The sequence below is a fragment of the Gammaproteobacteria bacterium genome, from assembly GCA_030949385.1.
Classification (GTDB): domain Bacteria; phylum Pseudomonadota; class Gammaproteobacteria; order JAUZRS01; family JAUZRS01; genus JAUZRS01.
In genome coordinates, this window is record JAUZSP010000002.1 from 224,680 (window position 1) to 248,838 (window position 24,159).

A 24,159-nucleotide genomic window follows, 5' to 3' on the forward strand; every position below is an offset into this window, starting at 1 on the left:
TCGTGACTGCCTACAGTAAAAAGTTTCAGTTTGGTGACCATGAAGTCACTTTAGAGACCGGTGAAATTGCCCGTCAAGCGTCGGGTGCCGTGTTGGTAAAAATGCTGGACACCGAGGTGCTGGTGACGGTTGTGGGGCAAAAAGAGAGTGCCCCAGGGCGTGACTTTTTCCCCATGACGGTGAATTACCAAGAGCGTGCTTACGCTGCGGGTCGTATTCCAGGTGGTTTTTTTAAGCGTGAAGGTCGCTCCACTGAGACCGAAACTCTGGTTTGTCGTTTGATTGATCGTCCGCTGCGTCCGTTGTTTCCAAAAGGCTACACCAATGAAGTGCAGATCATCGCCACGGTGATGTCCGCTGATGAAGGCATCAACCCCGATGTCCTCTCTATCATTGGTGCTTCGGCGGCGCTGGCCATTTCTGGCTTGCCCTTTGATGGTCCTGTAGGCGCGGCGCGGGTCGGTTATAAAAACGGCCAATTTTCGCTGAATCCGACTTTTTCTGAGCTGGAAGAGTCAGATCTGGATCTGGTGGTTGCGGGTACCGACAAAGCGGTCTTGATGGTGGAGTCGGAAGCCAATTTGCTCTCGGAAGAGGTGATGTTGGATGCGGTGATGTACGGTCACGAACAGCTGCAAGTGGCGATCAAAGCGATTAGCGAACTGGCAGCGGAAGTGAACAAACCCGTGCAAGAGTGGCAGGCACCTGAAGCAGATGTGGCATTGGCACAAGCCGTTGCGGCAGCCTGTGAAAGTGATTTGGCTGCGGCTTACGCGGTGGCAGAAAAACTGCAACGTCAGGATCTGGTTAAAGCGGCGCGTAATTTGGCGGTTGCCACCGTTGCTTCTGACGACGGTTGGAGCAGCGATGAGGTTTCCGCTGCGTTTAGCGCATTGGAAAAAACCCTTGTCCGTAGTCGTGTGTTGGCTGGTGAAAAACGCATTGATGGCCGTGATTTGGTTACGGTACGTCCGATTTCGGTGCGTACCGGTGTCTTGGCGCGTACTCATGGCTCAGCCTTGTTTACTCGCGGTGAAACCCAAGCCTTGGTGGTTACCACCTTGGGTACCGGTCGTGATGCGCAGATCATTGATGCATTGGAAGGCGAACGGCGTGAAAACTTTATTTTTCACTACAATTTCCCTCCCTATTCTGTAGCGGAAACCGGTCGGGTTGGCTCTCCAGGGCGACGTGAGATCGGTCACGGTCGGCTGGCCAAACGCGGTGTGCAGGCGGTGATGCCGAACGAAGAAGATTTCCCCTACACCTTGCGGGTGGTCTCTGAAATCACCGAGTCTAACGGTTCCAGTTCAATGGCCAGTGTCTGTGGTTCCAGCCTGTCGATGATGGATGCCGGTGTGCCGTTAAAAGCACCTGTCGCCGGTATTGCTATGGGTTTGATCAAAGAGGGTGAATCCTTTGCGATTTTGAGCGACATCATCGGTGATGAAGATCACTTAGGTGATATGGACTTTAAGGTGGCCGGTTCTAAAGACGGTGTGACCGCTCTGCAGATGGACATCAAAATCGGCGGCATCACTCGTGAAATCATGCAGATTGCATTGACTCAAGCGAAAGAAGGTCGTCTGTTTATCTTGGAGGCGATGAGCGGTGAATTGACCTCTGCACGTCAAGACATGTCGGAATTTGCGCCGCGTTTCATTACGGTTAAAATTGATCCTGAGAAGATCTCTTCGGTGATCGGTAAAGGCGGTTCAGTGATTCGAGCCTTGACCGAAGAGACCGGCGCTAACATTGAGATCGGTGATGACGGTTTGATTAAAATCGCTTCCGCAGATCGCAAGGCCGGTGAAGAAGCCAAACGTCGCATTGAGCAGATTACCGCCGATGTGGAAGTGGGCAGTATTTACGAAGGCAAAGTGTCCAAGATTATGGACTTTGGTGCCTTTGTGAATATTTTGCCGGGTAAAGACGGTCTGGTACACATTTCACAAATCTCCGATGAGCGGGTTCAGAACGTCAGTGATGAACTTAAGGAAGGTGAAATGGTCAAGGTGAAGGTGCTCGAAATTGATAAGCAGGGTCGCATTCGTTTGAGTATGAAGGCGGTTAATGCGGGTTAAGTTTAAACCTTGGGTTGGATGTTTAAAGAGGGAGCTTTAAGCTCCCTTTTTTTGTGGGTTTTTTGAATCAATTGGATGGTGTTGCGGTGTTATTCAATCGTTCGATAAGCAACTCTTTTTTTGTCTGTTTTCTGTTATGGCACGGCTCCCTTGCGGCGGCCACAGTACAAGTCTTGGTCTCTCCGGCTTGGTTGCAATCAGGCGGTGAGCGCCATCCGCTGAAGCCTGGGGTGCTCTTAAAAGCGGATGATGTGATCGAAACCGGTCTCGGTGGGCGGGTGCGTCTGGTCTTGGAGGAGGGCGTGCTGCTAAAACTGGGCAGTGATAGTCGGTTGTTATTTCAAGCACATGACTTGACCTTGCTCAGTGGTGTGGTGCGTCTGAAAGTGAAGCAGAAACACCGTGATTCGGCAGTGTATCGGCTGTTTTCTCAGGGTCGCCCCACCTTGTCAGTGCCACAGGGCACAGAAGTGTGGTTAAAACGCACCATCAACAGTTGGCGCACGTGTCGGGTCAAGGGAATGCTCATGGTGGAAAAAAGTCCTGCCAGTGGCTTTATTTTGAATCGCCCACGACACTGTTATGAGTGGTTGGCCGATGCGGCACAAGGGCAGTTTCGCTACCTCTCCAAGGCGCGTATGAAAACACGGTTGCAAGAGGTCAATACGGTGAAGGATCAAGGTTTGCTGATTAAGGGAGGCTCTTGGGTGGCGTATTTGGGTCAGTTTCGTGGCAGAGGTGGGGAGCGGTTGCTGTTGCGTTTGCAGCAGCAAGGTTATCCTGTTGAACGTGAGATGGCCTATTTCAGCGGTGAAGAGTGGCAGCGGTTGATGATCCGGGGCTTTTATGAGGAATCTGAGGCGTTGGCTTTTGTTCGTCGGCACCGCAGCTGGAGCAGTAAAAAAATGTGGGTGGAAGAGCAGTAAGGTGCAGGTTGGATTTATTATGGACGATGACTACTTTTATATGTCGCAGGCGCTTAATTTGGCTAAAAAAGCCGCCGCTTTAGGCGAGGTGCCGGTGGGGGCGCTGTTGGTTAAAGAGGGTGTGGTGATTGCTGAAGGCTGGAACCGTCCCATTACAACATCGGATCCTTGTGCTCATGCGGAGATTATGGCGCTGCGTTTGGCAGCGCAGAGACTGAAGAATTACCGTCTGCTGGATTGCACTGTGTATGTGACCTTGGAGCCGTGTCTGATGTGTGTTGGGGCGATGGTACATGCGCGTTTGCAGCGGGTGGTGTTTGCTGCTTTTGATCATAAAACCGGTGCGGCGGGTTCGGCTTTTGATCTGCTCTGCTCGCCAAAACACAATCATCGCATTGAGGTGACCTCGGGTATTTTGTCTGTGGCTTGCAGTGGTCTTTTAAGCCATTTTTTTCGGCAACGACGAGCGGAGAAAAAACGGGTAAAAAAGTATGGGTTTTAATTGAGGTTTGACTCTTGTCGCAGCAATTGTTGCCGGTTAAGATAAAAGTTCTATTCGCATTTTTTGAATAAAAAGGAAGCTAAAAAATGAAGTACGTTATTGCGTTGTTAGGGTGTGTTGTTTCTCTGTTTGCGGTGAGCGTTCAAGCGGGGGATATGATGCGTTCTGCTTCTCCTGCAGGTGCGATGCTCTACATTATCTCACCTGTTGATGGAGCCGTGGTCTCTTCTGAGATGACGGTGAAATTTGGTCTGAAGGGAATGGGCGTTGCTCCTGCTGGAGTGGAGAAAAAGAACACCGGCCATCATCATCTGTTGGTGGACGGTAAAATGCTGCCTGCATTTGATAAACCGATGGGTGGCGAGGTGAAGCATTTTGGTGGTGGTCAGACTGAAACAATGATCACGTTGAGCAAAGGCATGCATACCTTGCAGCTGGTGTTGGGAGATCGTTTTCATGTGCCACACAGCCCAGCGGTGGTGTCGAAGAAAATTACCGTGACGGTTAAATAACCGGGCTTTCTAAGCAGGCTGTCAGTCCTTCTTTTAGGCTGGGGTACTTTAGTTCAACGCCGAGGTGCTCCCGTAACAGTCGGTTGTCGATCCGTTTTGATTCGGCCAGATAGGAGCGCATTCCTAGACTTAATTGGCTCTCCATCTCTTCTTTAGTGATGACCTTCGGTCGGGGCAATTGCAGCGCATCGGCAACTTGGAAAAAGTAGTCGCTCATGGTGCTGGGGTGGCCATCGGCAACATTATAAAGTGGTTTTGGTTCGGGGTGATGTGCCGCTGCCACGCAGGCTTGGGTCAGGTCTTCAATTTGGATTCGGTTGCTGTAAGGTGAGGCTTCCGGTGCCAAAACCGGTTGGCCGCTGAGCAGCCGTTTACGCGGTAATTTTCCTGTGCCGTAGATTCCTGGCACTCTTAAGACGACAATCTTTACCCCGTTTGTTTCTCCCCATTGCATTAATCTTTGTTCCGCCGACCAACGTCGATGGGCGCGATCCGCTTGTGGGTTGGAGGGGCGAGTCTCATTGATCCACTCTCCATTGCAGTTACCGTAGACTCCGGTGGTACTGATTAACACGACCCTTTTTGGTCTCTGTTTGCCGATGGCAGTGAGAAAGTTATGTATGCGTGGATCATGCTGGCCTTGACTGGGAGGGGGGGCGCAGTAATAGACGATTTTTTGCTCTACTTCTAATTCGGTGAGGCTGTCTGTGTCGTCTAGGTTGGCGGTCACAGAGACAATCTGTGGATGTTCAAATTTAGAACGGCAGAGAGCTTCAATCTGCTTGCCTACCTGTATTTCAGCCTTGGCTAAATAACGCCCCAGATAGCCGTAACCAACGATGAGGACTTTGTTCATGCTTCTGGATGACTCACTTTAGGAAAGGGGTGATGCAGGCCATTGATAATGGTCAGATAATCGGGATGATCGGGTTTGATGTAACCGACTCGAATCAGAAAGTCGATAATGACCAAGTTGCAGTTGAGTTTGAACTCGTCGCTGTTTTGCACGATGTCGGCAATCTCATCAAGACCGTAGAGTTGAAACGACTCCGTTTCACCGTCACTGCCGTGGGGAGTAAAATCAGTGGGTAATTCCAGATCGTAGCAGTAGAGTAGATCTTGTTTGAGGCCTTCTTTGCTTTCGCGACAATAACTGATGGCACCGACGGATTGGGCTTGCTGTGCTAATTCACGGCTTAGGGTGGCTTCTTCAGCGCACTCTTTGGCCAAATTGTCTTCTAGGCTGATGTTGATGGGCAGACCACCGGCGACCATGTTATCCAGCTTTCCGGGTGCGTGCCAGCGATCCAGTGCGCGTCTGCCAAGCCAAAGTTTGATCTCCCCGTGCTGTTTGACGTAACCGTTGAGGTGTTGGCCAAAAGCACGAATGCCAAAGTAGGGTGCGGCAGAACGATCCAGTTGGCAGAGTGCCTGTGAGCGCTCGTTGGCCGTAATGGGGTAGAGTTCGCCGTGCAGATTGTGAATCAGTTCTTGCTGGTGCAGGGCCTGTGTGACTTCTTGCAGTGCTGAGCTTCGTTTTGCAAAGGTGTTGAGTTGGTGGTTGAGGTGAATGCCGCTGCGCTCTTGCTGAAACCAGTTTGGCCATTGATCTAGGAGTCGGCGGGCAAACTCAGGGCGTAACCAGCCCACCAATGTTTGTTGGATAAAAAAGGCCAAAAAGCGATCTATTTGATGGCGGTTGCAGCGTTGAATGGGATCAAGGTAACTCACTCTGTGCACCTCTGTGAATAAAATAAAGTTCATTGTGGCGTGCCGCGAGGAGGATGCCAAGTTGTGATTGTGGCTTAATTATGGAACGACGTGCTCAGGTTTTCCTTGTTGGCTTAAATAGCTGTGTTTTGCATTGACTCTTGGGGATGATTCACCACAATGTGGTCTTAGGGTTTAAGAAAACAGTCATAAAAGGAGTGGACTGATGAAGAGTGTATTGATTGCGACTGTGGTCGGTTTTGCGGTTATTGTATTGCAGAGTTGTTCGCCAGATACCTCATCACAAAATGCTCGACAAGGGTTTAACAGCGGTATAAAACCGAATGTTGTGGCCATTCCAGAAAACAGTCCTGAAACACCCCCCCGCTCCAGTTGTTACAACTGAAGTCGTTTCTCTTTTGGTAGAAAAACCTGCTGTAGCGGGGTCTATGCAAACAGAACCTTCGCAGGATAAGGTGGTTTCATTGCAAAAAATTCGAGCTACCGCCTGGCCAGCGGTACCCACTACTACGGAATTGGAAGCGTCAGCCAGTCGTTATTTGGTCTCTTTGGAGATGTACCGGCGAGCCTTGGAGACAAAACGTGAGTCGCTGGAGTTGGCGCGCCAAGAAGGTGTAATGCAGTCGTCAGAGTATGCGGCGATGATTGATCGTTATCGACAAGGCATTCGAGCGTATCGTTTGGGTTACGCGCGTTATAAACAGCGCCAAGAAAAGCGGTGAATTATGAGCTCTCTTTATTGGCTTTTTCCGAGAAGCGTTTTGCGGTGCTGCGTACATTGATTAACAGTTTTTGCAGGGAACGTTTGGGAAACAGATTGCGCAGTGGTTTTGGAATGCAGCTGGCAATTTTGTCGCTGCCGTTGATGAGCGCTGGACGACTTTGTTCCCACCACGTTTCTGGGCGTTTGAGTAGACGAGTTTCCAGCTGTTGCAGCTCGTGATACACCCGTTTGCGTTTAATCTGAAAAACATCAAGACCTTCCTGAGAAAAATTCCCATTTTGATGCCAATGTTTGACGTCATCGCCGACTTTTTCGGTAATGGCACGGATTTTTTGGTACTGTCTGCTGCTCAGTAGTTCTTCACTGTCGTAACGATGAGAGCGAAAAATCACACCCTGTGTTTCCGTTGCCTTTCTGCGCAACTCCTCCATTTCTCCTGAGACATGGTGAAATTTGCGTTTGAACAGAGCTTGATATTCGCGTCGTTGTTGTTTCATTGTCAGTGAGCCGTTGCATTTCATCGTTACGTTTGTCCTCGTAAATGTAACAAATTCATTTGGTGGGGTGGAGATTAAGCTGAGTTAATTTGAGATAAGTGAAAAAATATCAGAAAAAGTTCTTTTAATGGGAATTTTTTGGCCATTAGAATCTGCTAATATCATTTTTTTAGATTAAATATGAGTGAATGAGTTTTTTATGGATAAAAAGATGTTTTTGTTTCTGTTGGTTTTATCGAGTTCATTGCAGGCCGAGGGCTGGCAAGGTGAGGGTGAGTTGGGTGTTACTTTGACATCAGGCAACAGTGAAACCCAGAGTTGGAATGGCCGTATTGATCTAAAACACGACAGTGAACAGTGGCGTAACAGCCTTGGTTTGCAGAGTTTGAAAGCCTCAAACGAAGCGGTGGTGACGGCGGAGCGTTATGTGGCCGCGCTGAAATCCGATTATAAGTTCAAGCGTAATTACGCATTTTTGGCGTTTCGTTACGAAGATGATCGTTTCAGTGGTTACGATTATCAAACCTCGTTAACACTGGGTTTGGGGCGACGTTTTTGGGACAGCGAAGGGAAATTATTGGATCTCTCCATCGGTTTGGGTAACAAGCGTTCCAGTGACAGCGTGACTGCTTTGGTTTCAAGCGAGGCGATTTTGCGGGGTGGGTTGTTATTCAGTTACCCGTTGAATAAGCAGGTCAGTTTGAGTGAAGAGCTGTTGCTGGAGTCGGGACAAGCGTTGGTGCAAACCCAATCGGTGACGGCGTTGGCGGTCAATATGAGCCAGAATTTAGCGGCAAAATTTTCTCTGACCGCAACCCACAATTCACAGGTGCCGGTGGGCAGTGAGAAGACCGATACGATTACCGCCGTGTCACTGCTCTACCGATTGTGATGGGGTTTTTAGCCGAGGCGATAGTGTTTGTTGACCTCTTCTAAAATTTGCCAATGGCAGGCTAATCCGGCGGGAAAGGTGATGTAGTCACCGGCAAAAAACTCCATTGGCTCGCCGTCTTTTGGGGTGACGATGATGTGGCCATCAAGCAGATAACAGGCTTCGTCTACTTTGTAGAGCCACTCAAATTCTGAGATGCCCTTGTTCCACAGCGGCCAGTCATAAACACCCCAGACTTCCAGTTTGCCAGGGGCGGGGTTGCGTTCAAATAAGATGTGCATTGAAAAAATACCTTGTTGTTAGCGAGTGGGGCTGTTCCAGTCGTCCAGATTGGCGGGGCAGAGCACGCCACGCATGGTGTTGATCAGGGTGAGGATTTGATCGTTACGGATGCGGTAATAGATTCGGTTGGCTTCTTTGCGTGAGACCAGAATGTTTTTATTGCGCAGCTGATCCAGGTGTTGGGAGATATTGCTCTGCGTGGTGCCGACTTTTTCCATGATTTCACGCACCGACAATTCGGTGCCGCCCAAGGAACAGATGATTTTCCAGCGCAGCGGATGAGCCATCGCTTTGAGGGCGTTGGCGGTCAGCTCGGTATCTTCTTCCGGTTCGTTGGGCAAATTGGGGGTCGTCATGCTAAAGCTCCGTGGCAGGTGAATCCATCAGTGAGCACTGTACTGGATTGGGCAGAGAGTTTCATTAAGTCACTGCTTCTGGGTTTGTGAGACGGCTGTAACCGCTCATGTTTTTCGCAATGCAGATGATGTCACTGATCTCTTGGTGTTCATTGTGTAGCGCCGTGCGCGAGAAGAGAATCGGTACGCGGCTGTTGTCTTGGGCGATAAAACGCGCTTCGATGTCTCGAATCGCGCCGGTACGAATCAGCGCTTCCAGCCAGATGCCCATAAAGGCTTTGGCCTGAACCTGATCCTCTTCTTCAAAGACATCGCCAATGGCCATGCTAACCAACTCTTTTTCTGTGTAACCGAGCATCTGGCAGGCGGCGGGGTTGACGGATTTTATTTTGCCCTCGGGGTCGAGAATCAACAGTGCTTCACCCATCGTTTGTAAAATACTCTGCAGATAATTATTGGCCTGTTTCAGCTCGGCGGTGCGCTGTGCGACCTGCTCTTCCAGCCGCTGGTTTAGTTCTCGCTCTTTTTCGATGAGGCGAAAGTAGGTGCTGATTTTATTCAGCAGTTGGTGGTCATCAATGGGTTTGAGTAGGTAGTCGGCAGCTCCCAGTGCGTAGCCTTTTTTCTGAAACTCATCGCTTTTAAACGCAGCGGTGAGGAAGATAATCGGAATGTCGCGGGTTTTTTTGCGAATCTTCAACATCGAAGCGGTTTCAAAACCGTCCATCTCGGGCATCTGCACATCAAGAATAATTAGGTCGATGTTACTGATGCTGAGCGCCAGCTCAATGGCTTTTTTACCGCTGTCGGCCTGTAAAATCTCCAGATCCATTTGGCTGTTGAGCAGGCTCTGCAAGCTGAAGAGGTTGTTGGGATTGTCATCGACAATCAGTACTTTAAAGCCGTTGTAGCGCGTCATGGGACTCTCCAAGGGAGGGTGAGAGGTATTGGTTTAGGGTTTTCAATAGGGCGGGATGCTCAAGTGGTTTGTTTAGGCTGTCTGTGGCTCCGATAGCCAAACAGCGTATTTGATCTGTGTTTTGATCACGCTCAATGAGAGAAATAACGGTCAGTTTCTGGAAGCGCGTCTGTTGGCGTAGGTTCTCCAGTGTTGCAAAGCCATCCATCTCTGGCATTCGCATATCCAATAAGACCAAATCAAAATCGGGTTCATCTTGTAGGGTTTCTAAGGCTTCTTGGCCATCACCGGCAGCGGTGACGTGCAGATTCCAGCTCTCCAACAGCGGCGTTAAGCTGAGTAGGACGTTTAAATCGTTTTCCACCAGCAGCAGGCGTTGTTGTTTGAAGTTCGCTTCCAGCAGAGGCGGTGCGATTGAGTGGCTTGCGTGTGGAGCAGGAGAGGCGGCGTTTTCTTGATGGGTAATAATAACGTGCTGCTCATCAATTCGGTCTGTATCGACCTCCAGCGGCAAATGGAGGCTGAAGGTTGAGCCGTGATTGGCTTGGCTCTCTAAGTGTATCTCGGCTCCAAGCAGATGTGCCAATTCGCGGCTGATGCTGAGCCCCAGCCCAGTGCCACCAAAACGACGGTTGGTGGAGCCGTCGGCTTGCCGAAAGGCCTCAAAGATCAACTGCTGCTTCTCTTTTGCAATGCCAATGCCGCTGTCGTGAACGCTGATCTGGATCGGGTGTGAGTGCTGGTTTTCAGCTGGGTTGTTCTGTAGCCGAATCTCAACGCCGCCCTGTTGGGTGAATTTGACCGCATTGGAGAGGAAGTTTTTAATGATTTGGCGCAATTTTTCACGGTCGCTGGTGATCTGCGTCTGTGCCAGCGGCTCAATATGCAGGCTGAGGCTGAGGTGTTTAGCCGCAAACTGAGGTTGCAGCAGCTCCAGCAATTCGTGCAGCAGGGGGGTGAGGTTAACGGGTTCCAGATGAATGTTGCACTTGCGGGCTTCGATTTGTGACAGATCCAAAATATTGTCGATCAGTGATTTCAGGTCTGAACCGGCGTTGTGAATCACTTGGGCTTGTTGGCGGTTTTCCGCATTTAATGTGTCCTGTTGGCTGAGCAACTTGGAGAGCAGCAAGATGGAGTTCAGTGGGGTGCGCAGTTCGTGACTGACATTGGCTAAAAATTCCGATTTATAACGGTTCGATTCTTCCAGCTCTTTGGCGTGATGACGCAGCTTTTGGCTGTGTTGGCTGTGGCTTTTAGACAGTTGGCTCAGTTCGTCGCTCAGTTGTTTGACTTCTTGTGGGCCAGACCAGTGAAAGCGGACTTCGCCATCGCCTTTGAGGACTTGGCTGATGCCCATAAGCAGTTCACGGCCAAAGGTGGAGAGGCGCTTGGCGATCCAGTGGGCGATCAGTAACACCAGCACAAATAGAATGGCCATCACCAGCAGGGTGCGGTTTTCGAGTCGATTGCTAAAAGTCTCCATCGGCGAGGGATCAACGCGCCTGCCAACCCACAGTGAGCCGTTTTTTTCCGTAGCAAACAGCGGTACCCAGATCACTTGAGCTTGATCTGCTTGTTTCCAGAGGGCGAAGGTGCCCTTGGCAAACAGTTCTTTTAGGCCAGGATAATCTGTGAAGGCCTGAGCGTTATCGTTGACCGCTTCGCCGTATTTTAGGTAGCTGCCGTTGTTATAAACCCAGTAGGTGTCTTGGTAGGCTTTGGCCAGTCCGCCAATGTCCAGATGCACAACCACCGCTCCCAGATGGGGTGTATTGGTGTCCGTTGAGATTGGGCTAATTAGGCTGAGGTTCATAAAATGACGTGGGTTAACGCGCCCTGCTGCGGGGTTAAACCGAATCGCTCCGACCAGCACCACACCTGCGGGGCTGTTGAGGCTGGTGTGAAACAGGCGGGTGTTTACCGGTGTGCTTGTTTGCTGGCAAGCAGAAAAATTAAGGGTTTGCGGGTCGCGTTCCAGACAAAATTGGATGGCGGCCATTGGATCTAAAAACAGCACTTGGGTGATGTCTTGTTGATCTTTGAGGATGTGATTCAGCCAGTCGGTGTAACGAATGCGCTCTTTTTCCAGATCAATTTGAAAACCCTTAGGCGGCGGCGTGTGTTTGAGCTGGATGCCGGGTTCAGGAAATTTGGTCAGCAGGCGCACCATTTCGTGACGGGTGGCGAGGTGCTGTTCCACATCACGAAAGTCATCGCGCAAACTTTGCAGATAGGCTTTGTGATAGAGCATCTCCAGCTGGTTGAACATCAGCGGGGCATTGATGCTGATGGCAACCAGCAGAGGCGCGGTGCCAAAAAAAAGCAGAAAAATAAGAATTTGGCTGCGAAGTTTCATCTGGTGGGCCCAGTAGGACTTGAACCTACGACCAAGGGATTATGAGTCCCCTGCTCTAACCAACTGAGCTATGGGCCCGAAAGGGTGCCGATTATAACCTGTTAATCTTGGTCAAGGAAACTGCGCAATTGCTCCGACCGAGTGGGGTGACGCAGTTTGCGCAGTGCTTTGGCTTCGATTTGACGAATGCGCTCACGAGTCACATCAAACTGTTTGCCCACTTCTTCCAAGGTGTGGTCGGTGTTCATGCCAATACCGAAGCGCATCCGCAGCACTTTAGCTTCACGAGGGGTGAGGCTGGTGAGCACGTCTTGAGTGGTTTCGCCCAACCCTTGGATGGTGGCTGACTCCACAGGAGACATAACCGCACCATCTTCAATAAAGTCTCCCAAATGAGAATCTTCATCATCGCCAATGGGGGTTTCCATTGAGATCGGTTCTTTGGCGATTTTGAGTACTTTACGAATTTTGTCTTCTGGCATCTCCATTCGTTCCGACAGCTCCTCTGGGGTGGCATCGCGCCCCATCTCTTGCAGCATTTGGCGCGAGATACGATTGAGCTTGTTGATCGTTTCGATCATGTGTACTGGAATACGAATGGTGCGTGCCTGATCGGCAATGGAGCGGGTGATGGCTTGACGAATCCACCAAGTAGCGTAGGTGGAGAACTTGTAACCACGACGGTATTCAAATTTATCCACCGCTTTCATCAAACCGATGTTGCCTTCTTGGATCAGATCCAAGAATTGCAGACCTCGGTTGGTGTATTTTTTCGCAATGGAGATCACCAAACGCAGGTTGGCTTCCACCATTTCTTTCTTGGCGCGGCGGGCTTTGGCTTCACCCAAGGACATGCGACGGTTGATCTCTTTCAAATCGCTGATGGAGAGACGCGATGCTTTTTCGATGTTTTCCAAGCGCTGTTGTAGGCGCAGGATTTCACCTTTGTTGTTTTTCAGTGTGTCTGAGTAGCTCTGATTGGCTTCAATGTGGGCATCGAGCCAATCCATATTGCTTTCATTGCCAGGGAAAGAACTGATAAAGGTCTTGCGTGGCATGTGTGAGTATTTGATGCACAGGTCGCGAATCAGGCGCTCGTACTCACGGATTTGAGAAATGATCGCAATGGCTTTTTTGCCTAAAAAGTCAACAAAGATCGGGGTCAGTTTGATCTCCATCAGGCAAACAGGCATGGCATTTCGGGCTTTGCTGATCGCCGTAGGATTGGCATTTTCCAAAGCTTCCAGAGTGGCATCGTAAAGTTTACGCAGCCGTGCCATATGAGCCTTGACCTCTTCGGGGTCTGGGCCGGTATCGACGGGCTCTTCGCTGGCCTCGTTGTTTTCCTCGGCGGCCTTTTTCTCTGCTCGACTTTTCGCTACTTCACTGGGAGTAGGGATCTTGTCATCTGCATCAGGGTCGATAAACGCAACCATTAAATCGCTGAGGCGGGTTTCGCCAGCGACGACTTTTTCGTGCCGCTCTAAGATGCCCGCAATGGTGGTGGGATCGGTGGCCAGTGCTTGCAGGGATTGTTTTAAACCCTCTTCGATGCGTTTGGCAATCTCGATTTCGCCTTCGCGAGTCAATAGCTCAACGGTGCCCATTTCGCGCATGTACATACGCACGGGGTCGGTGGTGCGACCAAATTCACTGTCTACCGTCGCCAGCGCGGCGGCGGCTTCGTCAGCGGCGTCGTCGTCGGTGCCGATGGCGTTGTCAGAGAGAATAAGGCTGTCACGATCAGGCGCTACTTCATGGACAGAGATGCCCATGTCATTGATCATGCCGATGATCTCTTCAACCTGATCCGCTTCTACGATACCTTCGGGCAGGTGATCGTTGACTTCCGCGTAGGTGAGATAACCCTGTTCTTTGCCTTTGGCGATGAGTTGCTTTAAGCGAGATTGTTGTTCTTGATCCATAGGGGATAAATAATAACTTTTGTGGGCAAACGCCCATTATGGTTGAGTTTTATAATTTTGTCCATCTAGAGAGATAAATAGGCTTTTTAGGTATTTATTCTTTGGATATTTAAAAAACCCTCTGTAAACAGTCAGAGGGTTTTAGTTTCATCAGGAGTTGCGCTGGGGCTTATTTTCCAGCAGGCAAACCTGAGAAGTGAGCAGCCAAGTTGGCCATATCAGAATCGCTCAAAGGTTTGGCCATATTGCCCATGATGGGGTCTTTACGCGTACCGCTTTTGAAGGCTTTCAGTTGTTTAACGAGGTAGCCTTCTTTTTGGCCTGCCAAGTTGGGGAACAGAGGGCCTATGCTGATACCAGCAGAGCCATGACAACCGGCACAAACGGCTGATTTTGATTTGCCAGCAGCTGCATCGCCGCCCGCCAAAGTTGCTCCACTAACAGCCATAAAGGTTGCGGCGACGATAAATGCTATTTTTTTCATACTCTACTTCTCCATTGGCTCCGATCAGGAGCGATTAAAATTCAAATTGTTCATTGTTCTCAGTTTTTTGAGATGAACGGCTTGGCAGTGATTGTTTCAAATTACCCCAGGCGGTGTAAACAATATTGCGGTGACTAAAGTGGGTCACTTATTAGTATGTGCATAGAATATCAGAATTTTTTTATAATTTTTAGAGCTTTATCGCACTTTTTGCCCATTTGCCTGAAAATAAGCCCGATTGGTCGCTGGTTTTATTGTTCGATTTGTGGCTGGAGAGAAGTTCGTTAGAGGTTAACAATTATTACGCCATCAATAGAGAGGTTGTTCGCTTTTATTTTCTGTGCTTGTGAGGCAGATGAGGGGAGCTTGTTCGGTGCGAACTCCTTTGCGCCTATTAATATGTGTAAAAATGGCTAAAAATCTGATTTTTTATGACCTTTTGATCGGTAGGGTCATTGTTTTTAGGTTCAAAAAGGAGTAGATTGCCCGCACTTAATATTAGCAAACTCTAATTAAGGTGTTTTGATGGATTCGAAAGCAGTTGATCCCCGTTGGCTCTGGTTATTTCCTTTTATGAGTTGGTTGCCTTCGGTAACCAAACGCGATGTGCGTGCCGATGTGATGGCGGCGATTACCGGCGCTATTGTGGTGTTGCCGCAAGGGGTGGCGTTTGCCACCATCGCCGGTATGCCGCCGGAATACGGTCTCTATGCGGGCATGATTCCGGCTATTATTGCCGCGCTGTACGGTTCATCAAAACATCTGGTCTCGGGGCCAACCACGGCAGCGTCCATCGTCTTGTTTTCGGCTCTGTCGGTGTACGCTGAACCAGGTTCAATGGATTACGTTGCCTTGGCCTTGACCTTGACCTTTATGGTGGGGGTATTTCAGATTGTTTTAGGCTGGGCACGAATGGGGGTGTTGGTTAACTTTATCTCTCATTCGGTGATCATTGGTTTCACCGCCGGTGCGGCGTTGTTGATCGCCGCCAAGCAGTTGACGTATTTTTTTGGGATCGAAATTGAGCGCGGCGGTCATATGCACGAAATTTTGATTCAATTTTTTCAGCAGTTGGGTGACATTAACCCTTATGTGACCTTGGTGGCGATGGTGACGCTGTTGTCGGGCATTGCGATTAAACGCTGGATGCCACGAGTGCCGTACATGGTGATGGCGATGTTGATTGGCAGTATTGTTGCGGCGATTATCAACACTTTATTAGGTGGAGAAGCCGTGACCGGTGTGGTGACAGTGGGAGCATTGCCTGCCAGTTTGCCACCCTTGTCGGCTCCCTCCTTAACACTGGAAAACATCAAAAACTTAGCGCCTGTGGCCTTGGCGGTGACTCTGTTCGCCTTGACCGAAGCGGTCTCTATTGGCCGTTCTTTGGCCGCTAAGGGCGGTTATCGCATTGATGGTAATCAGGAGTTTATTGGCCAAGGCCTCTCTAATGTGGCAGGTTCATTTTTCTCCGGTTATGTGGCAACGGGATCGTTTAATCGCAGTGGTTTGAACTTCCAGTCCGGTGCGCGTACCCCGATTGCGGCCATGTTGGCGGGTCTGTTGCTGATGCTGATTGTTTTGCTGGTGGCTCCTTGGGCGGCTTACTTGCCCAAAGCGGCGATGGCGGGCATTCTCTTTCTGGTGGCTTGGGGGTTGATCGATTTTCATGAGATTGGCCATATTTTGAAAGCCTCTAAGCGAGAAACGACCATTTTGTTGGTGACTTTCTTGAGCGCGCTCTTTTTGGAATTGGAGTTTGCTATTTTTGCTGGTGTGTTGCTCTCTTTGGTGCTTTATCTGGAGCGCGTTTCTAAGCCACGTACCGTGACTCGCACCCCTGATCCTCGTTTGCCTAAACAGGCTTTCTCCAGTGATCCGAGTTTGACCCAGTGTCCACAGCTGCGTTTTGTGCGCGTGGATGGTTCGCTCTTTTTTGGCTCGGTCAGTCATGTGCAGGACTTTTTCGACAAAATACGCAGTGAGTTTCCTGAGCAGACGCATCTGGCGCTCTTTACTCAAGGGATTAATTTTGTTGACCCTCAAGGGGGGGATGCGCTGGTGGAAGAGGCCAAACGGCGACGTGAAATGGGTGGCGCACTCTATTTGATCAACGTCAAGCAGGGCTTGTGGGATTCATTGGAGCGATGTGGCTGTTTGGATGAGATTGATCCTCGGCATGTGTTCCAGTCAAAAACCGCCGCCATTCACGCCCTTTATCAGAAATTGAATCGTGATAAGTGTAACGTGTGTGATGCGCGTATTTTCCATGAGTGTGGTAAAAAAGTCGAAACTGAGAGGGAGGTAACGTTAAATAAGGTTTGAAGCGAGTATATATACATTGGCTGTACTTGGAGCAAATGAATTGTTCGATTTTTTTGAATGTAGTAATTAAGTGGAGATTTGGAACGTGAAAATGCAAGCTGTATCTGCGGTTTTTTTGATGTTGGGTCTATGGAATGTAGCTCAAGCAGGGGATGTGGTTGCGGGCAAAAAAGCCTCTGCGATGTGTGCCGGATGTCATGGGGCGGCAGGTGTGAGCGCCATCGGTCAAAACCCTAATCTTGCAGGTCAGAATGAAGCCTACTTCATCAATACCTTGAAAGCTTATCGTGATGGGAAGCGCAAACACTCGATGATGGGCATGGTCTCAAAAGGATTGAGTGATGCGGATATGGCCAATCTTGCTGCCTATTATAAAAGCCTTTAAATTGCATTAAGGGTTTTGGGTTTGTCGTAAGTCATCCGTTGTGTTGAGGTTACGAAAGGCCTTTGTTTGATCAGAAAAGTCGCTTACAGCGACTTTTTCTGTTTCTAGCCAGCGATGAACGGCCAAACCATCTTGTTGGAGATAAGCGTCTAGAGAAACCTGCCGATTTTGTTTCAAGAGCATAAAGAGCGGTTGCTGGCGTTGACCATCAAAGGCGATGCTGATGTCGGCGTGTTCTTGTTGCAATGTTTTGTAGAGCCGTTCTGCCAGATCCAAGGGCAGGTGCGGGCTGTCACAGGGAGCGATGAGCAGATAAGGGCTACGGGTGTTGTGCAGTGCGCTGCTGATACCGGCCAGTGGACCCTGAAAATCACTCAATTGATCGCTAAAAACAGCGTACCCATATTTTTTATAGCGTTCTAAATTACGGTTGGCGTTAATAGCGAGTGTGTCCACTTGCGGTCTGAGGCGTGCTAAAACGTGTTCGATCAGAGGTTTCTGCTGATAGTGAATCAGACCTTTGTCCTCTCCTCCCATGCGGCGTGCTCGGCCTCCGGCGAGAATCACGGCGCTGATCTTGTGTTTGTGCATTGTTCGTTGCCTCTGAAAAAGAGGCTCAGATGCTAGCCTAATCGGAGTGATTCTGTAACACTTGGCAGCCCTTTTTTTGTCGATTTATTTGGGATGTTGCCTGTGTCTCGTTGTGATTCGCTGCCCTATTTTCATGACAGTGCGCTGTTGTTTGAGCGCTTAGCGGATCTGCCGTGGGCGCTGTTTCTCGACAGTGGTCGTCCTGCGGGTACTTTGGGGCGTTTTGATATTTTGTCCGCTGAGCCTTTTGTGACGCTGGTAACACGGGAAGGCGTGACCACAGTGACGACCGAAGAGGCCTGTTGGGACTCTCAAGAAGATCCGTTTCAGCTGTTGCGTGAACAGCTCTCGCCTTGGCAAGAGCCTGTGGGAGAGCTGCCGTTTTATGGTGGCGCAATGGGCTATTTTTCCTATGATTTGGCGCGTTTGCTGGAGTCGTTGCCGGAGTGGGCGGCAGAGAAAGAGCCGTTGCCGCAGATGGCGGTGGGCATTTACGACTGGGCGGTGGTGGTGGATCACCAGTTGCAGCAGAGCTGGTTGGTGTCGGCGGGGCGTGATCTCAAGACGACTCAGATATGGCCGCAATTGTTGGCGTGGTTTGAAAATCCAGAAGAGGCAAAGCAGCGGCGCGCTTTTCGAGTGGAGTCGGAGCTGAGTGCTTCGGAGACCGAGTGCAGCTATCGTCAGGCTGTGGCGCGGATTCACGATTACATTCGAGCGGGGGACTGTTATCAGGTTAATTTTGCTCAGCGATTTGATGTTGAGGTGAAAGGGGACAGTTGGCAAGGCTACCGTTCATTGCGTCACTCTAATCCAGCTCCTTATGGTGCTTATTTTTCTACCCCTTTTGCGACGCTGTTGAGCAGCTCCCCCGAATGTTTTTTACAGCATAAAAAAGGGCGGGTGATTACTCAACCGATCAAAGGCACTCGGCCTCGTTTTGATAACCGTGAGGAGGATAAAAGGTCGGCTGATGAATTGATTCACAGTGTGAAGGATCGCGCTGAAAATGTGATGATTGTGGATCTGTTGCGTAACGATTTGAGCAAACACGCGCGACCGGCTTCGGTTAAGGCGGTGAAACTGTGTGAATTACAGAGTTTTCCAAGAGTGCATCATTTGGTCAGCCGCATTGAGGCGGAGTTAAAAGAGGGTGTGGATGCCGTGCAGCTGTTGGCGGACTGTTTTCCAGGTGGCTCCATTACCGGTGCGCCTAAAATTCGTGCGATGCAGATCATTGAAGAGCTGGAGGCCTGTCGTCGAGGGGTTTACTGCGGCAGCGTGGCTTACATCGGTTTTGATGGCAGCATGGACAGCAGCATCACCATTCGCACCATGGTTAGAGTAAATGAACATCTTCATTTCTGGGCGGGAGGTGGTATTGTGGCCGATTCTCAGTGGCAGGCGGAATATCAGGAGAGTTTTGACAAGGCAGCGGCTTTTTTAGATTTTTTGATTGGCAGTGGATTCTGGAAGGAGACGGCTCATGAATGAACGAAGAGGTGCGAAGCGCACGCATTTGATGTTTCACATCACGGTACTGGACTGTGATACAGATGAAAACTTGGGTTACTTGGTGGATCTGACCACCGAGGGTTTGTTATTAATAAGTGAAGAACCACCTGAATTAAATAAAGTGTTTAAGCTTTGTTTGCATCTGCCTGTGGACGTTTTTGGTATGAGTGAGTTGAATTTGGTGGCCGAGAGTCGCTGGTGCAAAAAAGACCTTAATCCTGAATTTTATGACACCGGTTTTCGCATGATTGAGGTTGCTCAAGAGCAGGTGGAGAAGATCAACTGCATGATTGAAGAGTACGGCTTCACTGATTGATCCATAAGGCGTAAATGTGTTTTTCATTAAGCCTGTTCAGGCCGATGTCAGAGGGGCTTGTTATTCTCGCGCTGGCTGAAAAGTTTTCTTAAAAAAGCTTTTTCTGGTTGGGCGGTGTGTCATAATCGCCCCACTTTTTTAACTGCTTTTTCTTCCTTTCGTAGGAGTGTAACTATGTCATCCAGTTATCTAACCGGTATTTTTGCCGCCTCTCCAGTAGAACCAATGCAGAGCCATATGGATAAGGTGTTCGCCTGTGTCTCGGAGCTGATTCCTTTTGTTGAGGCGGTGTTGGCAGAAGACGACGAATTGGCGTTAACGCTGAAAAAGAAAATTTCTCGCCTAGAGCGTGAAGCGGACAAGCTGAAAAAGTCCTTGCGGATGCAGCTGCCCAAGTCGCTGTTTATGCCGGTGTCACGTCGGGATCTGTTGGAAGTGTTGACCATGCAAGACAAAGTGGCCAATCGCGCGAAAGACATTTCTGGTTTGATGTCGGGGCGTAAAATGCGTCTGCCTAAGCAGATGGGGGCGCTCTATTTGGCCTTTACCCAACGCTGTTTGGATGCCTGTGCGCAGGCACGAGAGGCGATTCATGAGCTGGATGAGCTGCTGGAGACCGGCTTTAAAGGCAATGAGGTGGATCTGGTGGTGAAGATGTTGGGTGAGCTGGATCGAATCGAAGCGGATACGGATCGTCTGCAAGCGGAGTTGCGCGGTGTGTTGTTTGATATTGAGAAAGATCTGCCCCCGATTGATGCGATGTTTCTCTATCAAATGATTGATTGGACCGGTGATGTGGCGGATCGCGCTCAACGGGTCGGCAGTCGTTTGCAAATTTTGCTGGCGCGTTAGGAGAGAGTTATGGAATACGCACAAATTTATCTGGGATTGGCTGCCGCTTTTGGGCTGTTTATGGCTTGGGGTATCGGTGCCAACGACGTGGCCAATGCGATGGCGACGTCGGTCGGTTCCAAGGCGTTGACGATCAAATCTGCGATTATCATTGCGGCTATTTTTGAGTTTGCGGGTGCCTTTTTGGCGGGTGGCGAGGTAACGGCCACGATTCGCAAAGGCATCATTGATGTCAGTCAGTTGGAGGGCTCGCCTGAGTTGCTGGTGTACGGCATGTTGGCTTCTCTGTTGGCGGCGGGGTGCTGGTTGCTGATGGCGTCTTCAAGAGGTTGGCCTGTTTCTACGACTCACAGCATCGTCGGAGCCATTGTTGGTTTTGCCATGGTGGGCATCGGCATGGATGCGGTCAAATGGGATAAAGTCGGCAGCATTGTCATGAGTTGGGTGGTGTCGCCGGTGATGGCGGGTTTATTGGCGTACATTCTCTTTATGAGTGTGCAGCGCTTGATTTTGAACACCAGTGAGCCGTTGAAAAATGCCAAGCGTTATGTGCCTTATTACATCTTTTTGGTTGGTTTTATTATCTCCCTTGTTACCTTGTTCAAAGGTCTAAAACATGTGGGAATAGAGTTTTCGCTGGGGCAGGCCTATCTGATTGCGTTTCTTATTGGTGCTGCGATTGCCCTAATAGGAACGGTATTGATTGCGCGAATTAAAATTGAAGCTTCAGCAGATCGAAATTTTCATTTTGCCAATGTGGAAAAAGTCTTCGGTGTTTTGATGATCTTTACCGCCTGTGCAATGGCTTTTGCACACGGTTCCAACGATGTGGCGAACGCCGTTGGGCCAGTGGCGGCGATTGTCGGCATTGTGCAGAGTGGCGGTGAGCTGACCCAGACATCGGTGATGCCGATCTGGATTCTATTGGTTGGTGGGGTTGGCATCGTAGCGGGTCTGGTGATGTACGGTCACAAAGTGATTGCCACCGTTGGCGATAAAATCACTGAGTTGACCCCCAGCCGTGGTTTTGCCGCCACCTTGGCGGCTGCCACCACGGTGGTGATCGCCTCGGGTACCGGTTTGCCGATCTCCACCACTCACACCTTGGTGGGGGCGATTTTGGGTGTCGGCATTGCCCGTGGCATTGGCGCTCTGAACCTGCAAGTGGTGCGTAACATCTTTATGTCGTGGGTGATCACCTTGCCCGCCGGTGGTTTGCTGGCCATTTTGTTCTTCTTTGCTTTGAAAGGGGCGTTTTCCGCTTAGAAAATGGGGCAGTGATTGTGGTCAAAAAAGGCTCCCTTGGGAGCCTTTTTTAGTGTTTGGCCAACAGTGCTTTGAGGCCGTCGAGGTGGTTTTTGCCCGTTTTCAGGCGCTGTTCTGGATCGGGGTTTTCTTCTTTGCCCTCCCAATTTAACTCCTCTTCGGGCAGCTCAAACAGAAAGCGGCTCGGTTCACAACGGCTCTCTTCGCCGTAACGTCTGCGCCGCTTGGCGTAGCTGAAGGTAAGGTTTTGTTGTGCGCGGGTGATGGCGACGTAGGCCAAACGGCGCTCCTCTTCTAAGTTATCTTCTTCGATGCTGGTGCGGTGCGGCATCAGCTCCTCCTCCATGCCGATCACATAGACATAGGGAAACTCCAGGCCTTTGGCGGCGTGAACGGTCATCATTTGCACTTGGTTGTCACTGCTGTCGTCGCTGTCACGATCGAGAATGTTCATTAGAGTGATGCGATTGACGATGTCGGCCAGATCACGTTGCTGGCCGTTGTCGGTTTTTTTTGCCAGTTGTTCGACCCATTCCAGCAGTTCGGTGACGTTGTTCAGCCGTCGTTCTGCGCCTTTGGGGTCGCTGGCTTGGTCGCGCAGCCAGCTTTCGTAGTGAATTTCCTCTAGCAGTTGCTTGACTAACGGCAGCGGTTCTTCGTGGCGTGCGCGTTCGGCGGTCTGTGTTAACCAGCTGGAAAACTGTTCCAGACGCTGTGCGGCACGTTCCGAGAGGCGAGATTTCAGCCCCCACTCCAAGCTGGAGATCAACATGCCATTTTCCCGTTCGCGGGCGTAACCGGCCAAGGTTTCCAAAGTGCTGGCACCGATCTCTCGTCGTGGGGTGTTGATGATGCGCAGAAAAGCGGTGTCGTCGTTGGGGTTGACCAGCAGGCGCAGATAGGCCATCACGTCTTTGACTTCGCTGCGTTCAAAAAAGGAGGTGCCACCGCTGACTTTATAGGGGATGTTGCGCAGCCGTAGGGAGCGTTCGAAGAGCCGAGATTGAAAATTGCCTCGGTAGAGAATGGCGTAGTCGCTGTAGTTTTTTCCGCTGCGAAAGTGATGGCTGAGAATCTCTGAAGAGACCCATTCGGCTTCGTCTTCGGCGTTGCGACAAGGTACGATGCGCAGTGGATCACCGATGCTGAGATCGCTCCAGAGGCGTTTTTCAAACAGGTGGGGGTTTTTGCTGATCAGCTGATTGGCGCAGCGTAAAATGCGTTTACTGGAGCGGTAGTTTTGTTCCAGCTTGATCACTTTCAGGCGTGGGTAATCTTGCTGTAGTAAGTTGAGGTTCTCAGGGCGTGCGCCGCGCCACGCGTAGACCGATTGATCGTCATCGCCCACCGCAGTTAGGCCACCGAGTCGTCCCACCAGCAGTTTGACCAGTTCGTATTGAGTGGCGTTGGTGTCTTGATATTCGTCTACCAGCAGATGGCGGACGCGCTGTTGCCATTTTTCTCGTAGCTCGTCGTGCTCTTGCAACAGGCGCAGCGGCTGGATTATGAGGTCGTCAAAATCCACCGCATTGTAGGCCAGCAGCAGACGTTGGTAGCGTTGGTAAATTTTCGCGTTGTACTGTTCTTCGTCGTTGCTGGCCTGTTTGAGAGCTTGCTCGGGGTTGATAAAGTCGTTTTTCCAGCGGCCAATTTGATCTCGCAGAGATTCTTCTTCATTCAAACCACCAGCTCCGCCGTCGCGCAGCAGCTCTTTCAGAGCTGCCAAGCTGTCGGAAGCGTCCATAATGGTAAAACCGCGCTGAAAGCCGAGGCGATGACCCTCTTCGCGAAAGATCTTTAGACCCAGAGTGTGAAAGGTGGAGACAGAAAGCCCTTTGGCTTCTTGCTGAGAGAGCAGTTGACCGACGCGGGCTTTCATCTCCTTGGCGGCTTTGTTGGTGAAGGTGACGGCGTAGATGTGGTGAGCGGCCATACCGCTCTGCATCAGGTGGGCGATTTTTTGCGTAATAACGCGGGTTTTGCCGCTGCCTGCGCCTGCCAGCACCAGCAGCGGGGTCTCGGTGTGATTGACCGCTGCTTGTTGTTGTGGATTAAGTTGAGCCATGTTAAGACATTGTTCTATTTTGATAATTCGCGTTAGGATAGCAATTTTGTTGTGCCGTTGGGAGCTTAGGTGAACATTGATGCCCAAGGTTGGTTGTTAGAGGCGCGTTGGCAGCCATCGCCTAATTGTGATGCGCGTCCTGTGGGTGGGGTGGTGACTCTGCTGGTGGTTCACAACATCAGTTTGCCACCCGGTCAGTTTGGTGGTGATTACATTGATGCGCTGTTTTGCAACCGTTTGAATCCAGCGGACGATCCTTTTTTTGAGTCGATCAAAGGGCTTCAGGTCTCATCGCATCTGCTGATTCGTCGTGACGGTGAGGTGGTGCAGTACGTACCGTTTCAGCAGCGGGCGTGGCATGCGGGGGTGTCGAGTTACCAAGGCCGAGAGCGGTGCAATGATTTTTCCATCGGCATTGAGCTGGAGGGGATGGATCATCTGCCGTATGAAGAGGATCAGTATCGGCGTTTGGCGGCGGTGATTGTGACTCTGTTGCGTGTGTACCCCAGCTTGAGTCGAGAGGCGTTGGTGGGGCATTGTGATATTGCTCCTGATCGAAAAACCGATCCTGGAGCGGCCTTTAATTGGGCGCGTTTGAATGCGTTATTGGATGCCGCATTAGGTTAGTTTATCAAGGACAGTTACTGTTAC

At 50.3% G+C, this 24,159-nt stretch carries 25 protein-coding genes and 1 tRNA gene; 14 read left to right on the plus strand and 12 right to left on the minus strand.

The features are described from left to right. Positions 1-2 precede the first annotated feature (2 nt). The 4 genes from pnp (at position 3) to Q9O24_03085 (ending at position 4,024) form a co-directional block, all read left to right on the plus strand. Complete coding sequence (gene pnp, locus Q9O24_03070; protein MDQ7074133.1) at positions 3-2,084, plus strand: polyribonucleotide nucleotidyltransferase; 2,082 nt, start codon at positions 3-5, stop codon at positions 2,082-2,084. Positions 2,085-2,146: 62 nt separating this feature from the next. Beyond that, positions 2,147-3,010 carry a hypothetical protein gene (locus Q9O24_03075; protein ID MDQ7074134.1) on the plus strand — a complete coding sequence of 288 codons (864 nt, stop codon included), beginning with the start codon at positions 2,147-2,149 and terminating at the stop codon, positions 3,008-3,010. A 19-nt stretch (positions 3,011-3,029) separates the two neighbouring features. Next, complete coding sequence (gene tadA, locus Q9O24_03080) at positions 3,030-3,512, plus strand: tRNA adenosine(34) deaminase TadA (GenBank protein ID MDQ7074135.1); 483 nt, start codon at positions 3,030-3,032, stop codon at positions 3,510-3,512. An 86-nt stretch (positions 3,513-3,598) separates the two neighbouring features. Then, the gene (locus Q9O24_03085; protein ID MDQ7074136.1) at positions 3,599-4,024 is read left to right on the plus strand and encodes a DUF4399 domain-containing protein; all 426 of its coding nucleotides are present in this window, start codon (positions 3,599-3,601) and stop codon (positions 4,022-4,024) included. Here the strand turns inward: Q9O24_03085 and Q9O24_03090 are convergent. Continuing rightward, a complete protein-coding gene (locus Q9O24_03090) occupies positions 4,017-4,880 on the minus strand; it encodes an SDR family oxidoreductase (protein ID MDQ7074137.1) in 864 nt (287 codons plus the stop codon). The two genes, Q9O24_03085 and Q9O24_03090, sit on opposite strands and share 8 nt — an antisense overlap. Further along, positions 4,877-5,755 carry a DUF4743 domain-containing protein gene (locus tag Q9O24_03095; protein MDQ7074138.1) on the minus strand — a complete coding sequence of 293 codons (879 nt, stop codon included), beginning with the start codon at positions 5,753-5,755 and terminating at the stop codon, positions 4,877-4,879. Before Q9O24_03095 ends, Q9O24_03090 begins: the two co-directional genes overlap by 4 nt. A 205-nt stretch (positions 5,756-5,960) precedes the next feature. Between Q9O24_03095 and Q9O24_03100 the strand changes: the two genes are divergently transcribed. Together Q9O24_03100 and Q9O24_03105 are read left to right on the plus strand one after the other, a co-directional pair. Then, a complete protein-coding gene (locus tag Q9O24_03100; protein ID MDQ7074139.1) occupies positions 5,961-6,140 on the plus strand; it encodes a hypothetical protein in 180 nt (59 codons plus the stop codon). A 43-nt stretch (positions 6,141-6,183) separates the two neighbouring features. Continuing rightward, positions 6,184-6,477 (plus strand): hypothetical protein, encoded by a 294-nt coding sequence (locus Q9O24_03105; GenBank protein ID MDQ7074140.1) that lies wholly within the window; start codon positions 6,184-6,186, stop codon positions 6,475-6,477. Between the two features lies 1 nt (position 6,478). On the opposite strand, the gene Q9O24_03110 is transcribed toward Q9O24_03105, so the two are convergent. Then, positions 6,479-6,976, minus strand: a complete 498-nt coding sequence (locus Q9O24_03110) for a hypothetical protein (GenBank protein MDQ7074141.1) — start codon at positions 6,974-6,976, stop codon at positions 6,479-6,481. 199 nt (positions 6,977-7,175) lie between these two features. Between Q9O24_03110 and Q9O24_03115 the strand changes: the two genes are divergently transcribed. Continuing rightward, the gene (locus Q9O24_03115; protein MDQ7074142.1) at positions 7,176-7,868 is read left to right on the plus strand and encodes a DUF481 domain-containing protein; all 693 of its coding nucleotides are present in this window, start codon (positions 7,176-7,178) and stop codon (positions 7,866-7,868) included. Positions 7,869-7,876: 8 nt separating this feature from the next. On the opposite strand, the gene Q9O24_03120 is transcribed toward Q9O24_03115, so the two are convergent. From Q9O24_03120 to Q9O24_03150, 7 genes are all read right to left on the minus strand, one after another. Continuing rightward, a complete protein-coding gene (locus Q9O24_03120) occupies positions 7,877-8,149 on the minus strand; it encodes a cupin domain-containing protein (GenBank protein ID MDQ7074143.1) in 273 nt (90 codons plus the stop codon). 18 nt (positions 8,150-8,167) lie between these two features. After that, positions 8,168-8,506 (minus strand): metalloregulator ArsR/SmtB family transcription factor, encoded by a 339-nt coding sequence (locus Q9O24_03125; GenBank protein ID MDQ7074144.1) that lies wholly within the window; start codon positions 8,504-8,506, stop codon positions 8,168-8,170. A 64-nt stretch (positions 8,507-8,570) separates the two neighbouring features. Next, the gene (locus Q9O24_03130) at positions 8,571-9,425 is read right to left on the minus strand and encodes a response regulator (protein ID MDQ7074145.1); all 855 of its coding nucleotides are present in this window, start codon (positions 9,423-9,425) and stop codon (positions 8,571-8,573) included. Beyond that, positions 9,403-11,784: an ATP-binding protein gene (locus Q9O24_03135; protein MDQ7074146.1), complete on the minus strand. Its 2,382-nt coding sequence runs from the start codon at positions 11,782-11,784 to the stop codon at positions 9,403-9,405. Before Q9O24_03135 ends, Q9O24_03130 begins: the two co-directional genes overlap by 23 nt. A 1-nt stretch (position 11,785) precedes the next feature. Beyond that, positions 11,786-11,862, minus strand: a tRNA-Ile gene (locus Q9O24_03140). A 23-nt stretch (positions 11,863-11,885) separates the two neighbouring features. After that, positions 11,886-13,709, minus strand: a complete 1,824-nt coding sequence (rpoD, locus tag Q9O24_03145; protein ID MDQ7074147.1) for an RNA polymerase sigma factor RpoD — start codon at positions 13,707-13,709, stop codon at positions 11,886-11,888. Between the two features lie 169 nt (positions 13,710-13,878). Then, positions 13,879-14,193 (minus strand): cytochrome c, encoded by a 315-nt coding sequence (locus tag Q9O24_03150; protein MDQ7074148.1) that lies wholly within the window; start codon positions 14,191-14,193, stop codon positions 13,879-13,881. A gap of 525 nt (positions 14,194-14,718) precedes the next feature. Here Q9O24_03150 and Q9O24_03155 point away from each other — a divergent pair. After that, a complete protein-coding gene (locus Q9O24_03155; GenBank protein ID MDQ7074149.1) occupies positions 14,719-16,518 on the plus strand; it encodes a SulP family inorganic anion transporter in 1,800 nt (599 codons plus the stop codon). Between the two features lie 91 nt (positions 16,519-16,609). Next, positions 16,610-16,903, plus strand: a complete 294-nt coding sequence (locus tag Q9O24_03160; GenBank protein MDQ7074150.1) for a cytochrome c — start codon at positions 16,610-16,612, stop codon at positions 16,901-16,903. A gap of 6 nt (positions 16,904-16,909) precedes the next feature. Here the strand turns inward: Q9O24_03160 and mobA are convergent, their stop codons facing one another. Next, positions 16,910-17,494: a molybdenum cofactor guanylyltransferase MobA gene (mobA, locus tag Q9O24_03165; GenBank protein MDQ7074151.1), complete on the minus strand. Its 585-nt coding sequence runs from the start codon at positions 17,492-17,494 to the stop codon at positions 16,910-16,912. 93 nt (positions 17,495-17,587) lie between these two features. On the opposite strand from mobA, the gene pabB reads away from it, so the two are divergent. From pabB to Q9O24_03185, 4 genes are all read left to right on the plus strand, one after another. Continuing rightward, the gene (pabB, locus tag Q9O24_03170; GenBank protein MDQ7074152.1) at positions 17,588-18,988 is read left to right on the plus strand and encodes an aminodeoxychorismate synthase component I; all 1,401 of its coding nucleotides are present in this window, start codon (positions 17,588-17,590) and stop codon (positions 18,986-18,988) included. Further along, positions 18,981-19,325: a PilZ domain-containing protein gene (locus Q9O24_03175; GenBank protein ID MDQ7074153.1), complete on the plus strand. Its 345-nt coding sequence runs from the start codon at positions 18,981-18,983 to the stop codon at positions 19,323-19,325. Before pabB ends, Q9O24_03175 begins: the two co-directional genes overlap by 8 nt. A 174-nt stretch (positions 19,326-19,499) precedes the next feature. Next, entirely contained in the window at positions 19,500-20,177 is a 678-nt protein-coding gene (locus Q9O24_03180) for a TIGR00153 family protein (GenBank protein MDQ7074154.1), read from the plus strand. A gap of 9 nt (positions 20,178-20,186) precedes the next feature. Then, positions 20,187-21,443 (plus strand): anion permease, encoded by a 1,257-nt coding sequence (locus Q9O24_03185; protein MDQ7074155.1) that lies wholly within the window; start codon positions 20,187-20,189, stop codon positions 21,441-21,443. Positions 21,444-21,492: 49 nt separating this feature from the next. Here Q9O24_03185 and rep read toward each other — a convergent pair whose 3' ends face one another. Then, on the minus strand, positions 21,493-23,508 hold the full coding sequence (gene rep / locus Q9O24_03190) for a DNA helicase Rep (protein ID MDQ7074156.1): 2,016 nt from the start codon (positions 23,506-23,508) through the stop codon (positions 21,493-21,495). 69 nt (positions 23,509-23,577) lie between these two features. Between rep and ampD the strand changes: the two genes are divergently transcribed. Then, complete coding sequence (gene ampD / locus Q9O24_03195) at positions 23,578-24,135, plus strand: 1,6-anhydro-N-acetylmuramyl-L-alanine amidase AmpD (GenBank protein MDQ7074157.1); 558 nt, start codon at positions 23,578-23,580, stop codon at positions 24,133-24,135. Positions 24,136-24,159 lie beyond the last annotated feature (24 nt).